Origin of the sequence: Ohtaekwangia sp., assembly GCF_036568665.1 — a bacterium.
GTDB lineage: Bacteria > Bacteroidota > Bacteroidia > Cytophagales > Cyclobacteriaceae > Ohtaekwangia.
Genome location: NZ_DATCSD010000222.1, coordinates 1 through 2416 on the forward strand (window position 1 = coordinate 1; position 2416 = coordinate 2416).

3 protein-coding genes and 1 tRNA gene are annotated in these 2416 nt (G+C 42.1%); 3 read left to right on the forward strand and 1 reads right to left on the reverse strand.

Annotated elements, in window-relative coordinates:
- The coding region (locus VIN08_RS12455) for a GldL-related protein (RefSeq protein WP_331965307.1) at positions 1-322 on the reverse strand (322 nt) is incomplete at its 3' end.
- A gap of 372 nt (positions 323-694) precedes the next feature.
- Between VIN08_RS12455 and VIN08_RS12460 the strand changes: the two genes are divergently transcribed.
- The 3 genes from VIN08_RS12460 to VIN08_RS12470 form a co-directional block, all read left to right on the forward strand.
- Positions 695-1333: an RNA ligase family protein gene (locus VIN08_RS12460; RefSeq protein ID WP_331965311.1), complete on the forward strand. Its 639-nt coding sequence runs from the start codon at positions 695-697 to the stop codon at positions 1331-1333.
- A gap of 47 nt (positions 1334-1380) precedes the next feature.
- Positions 1381-1452 (forward strand) — tRNA-Met (locus VIN08_RS12465).
- Between the two features lie 84 nt (positions 1453-1536).
- A partial coding sequence (locus VIN08_RS12470) for an AraC family transcriptional regulator (protein WP_331965314.1) occupies positions 1537-2416 on the forward strand: 880 nt, incomplete at its 3' end.

Sequence of the window (2416 nt, forward strand, 5' to 3'; positions counted from 1 at the left end):
CTTTCTTGCCAAAGAAATGAATTATATATAGTACACACAGGATAGCAAAAGGAATAATCAATAATTGATCAGCCCCCGGATAATGCAGTATTTTAAATGCAGCACCCAATAGAACGAGTGCTATCGCTCCCTTGGCGATAGTGTAATAGCGCGTGTCGGTGAACGTTCCGTTTACCAGCATCATTATCATGCCCATAATTTCTGCTATGGCAATCAGTATAATAGCATAGGCACCACCGGATGATATAGCTGGCAGCGGCAGAAAATCCACCAGTGCCATCAGCAGCAATAAACCTATAGCAACAATCAGGAATTTGTTCATCACAATTATGTATACTATAAAAGTAAAAAATATTTGTTACGCTTCGGGTAACGAACACAAAAGTTGTTCTATATTTGCATCACAATAAAACAAATTCAGAAATGAAACCGAGTATTATCATCATCCAGCAAAATTCACTCTCTGCCAGCATGTTATACATGTCGGGGATGAATTATGGGTGTATACCCGGGAGCTATAGATAGATATCATCACATTCGTGACGTATACAAGCCCCAGGTAAATCACCCGGGGCTTTTTATTTTATCATAGTCGAGTATATATAGTCTGATAAAAATATCAGAGTGGCAGTGCTATGTCCCTATATATACATCGCTATACTTCAAAAAGTAAACAACATTAAGAATTAGAATCATGAAAGAATACCATAAAATTCAGACTGTGTTTCTGCGCAGCCCTGAAACCAAATTTAAAGAACTGATGGAAGGCAAATGGGCATCTCCGGAATTTGAAGCATTGAAAGATATAGCCTGGGTGTGGACCGAAAAGATCGATGGTACCAACATCCGCATTATGTGGAACGGCCATGACGTTCGCTTTGGTGGTAAAACGGATGACGCACATATACCTTCATTTCTGCTGAATGTATTGCAACAAAAATTTACTGCTACAGTAATGCGGGAAGTTTTTGGTGATGCTGCAGAAGTATGTTTGTACGGTGAAGGTTACGGTGCCAAAATCCAGAAGGGTAATCACTACATACAAGACCGAACCGACTTTATCCTGTTTGATGTTAAGATTGGCAGCTCCTGGCTGCAACGTGAAAACCTGGAAGACATCGCAGCCAAATTGCAAATTGATATAGTGCCGATCATTGGTACAGGTACGTTGCTGCAGGCGGTAGAATTCGTAAAGAAGGGTTACAAGTCTACCATTGCTCACGATAAAATGTACGATGCGGAAGGCTTGATCATGAAACCTGCTGTAGAATTGTTCAACCGTCAGGGTCACCGGATCATTGCCAAAATCAAGTCCCGCGATTTCAAACGATAACCTTCCGGTAGTGCAGAGCGCAGGCCCTCGCACTACATTTTTTACCTTGCACATTGGCGTAGCGGTAGCGCACAGTGCTCATATCACTGGGGTCGCAGGTTCGAATCCTGCATGTGCAACACACCGTTATATATTGATCTAACTACTTATGCCGGTTGTACCTGAAGGATGAACTTAATTTTTGTAAATTGAATTGTATTTTCATGATGGTACAAACACTCGATTCTAAAGCTATAGATACTCTCCGCGATCTTCCTGATCTGATGCCGGTATACCGCGAGTATTATACCGATTGGAACATTCGCGTATTTAATCGCCAGCAAAATGAATGTCGCAATTATCTCTCGCCCAACAGGCGCGACTTTTATAAAATACTGCTCACAACCAAAGGTACGGGTGTATTTACTATTGGGCTGAATACCTATTATGTGGACGAGCCCACCATTTTATTTATACACCCCAACGACATAATTTCCTGGAAGAATCTCACACCCGGAGAAGGTATGGGCTACTATGTTCTGTTTAAAAAGGATTTTGTGAACGAACACCTTCAATTAAAAACCACGATTGATAAGCACGCACTCTTTACTGATAAAAAGAAAAGTGTTATTCGTTTGGAAGAACCCGATATACCTCCGCTCTCCAAACACTTTGTGCACATGCTGGAGGAAGATGAATCGGCCAGTGCATTGCGCGAAGAAGCCATGCAGGCTTACTTACAATTGCTGATCATTGAGAGCATACGCGTGGCACATTTCCCGGAGCCTGATCATGTTTCGGATGACTATAAACACGTACATGAATTTTTTACGCTGCTGGAAAAGGAAACTTCCAATATCAATATCAGCACACCAATACGCATGCGTACAGCCAAAGAGTTTGCTGCAAGTCTGGATGTACACCCCAATCACCTGAATGCTCTTTTGAAAAAACATACAGGGCAAAACGTAAGCACGCATATCAAGAGTCGACTGCTCGAACAAGCGAAGGTTCTCCTGCTGCAAACCGACTGGACGTTGCAAGATATAGCCTATAGCATCGGGTTTACGGAGCAGCCCAACTTCAACCTGTTCTTCAAAAAGC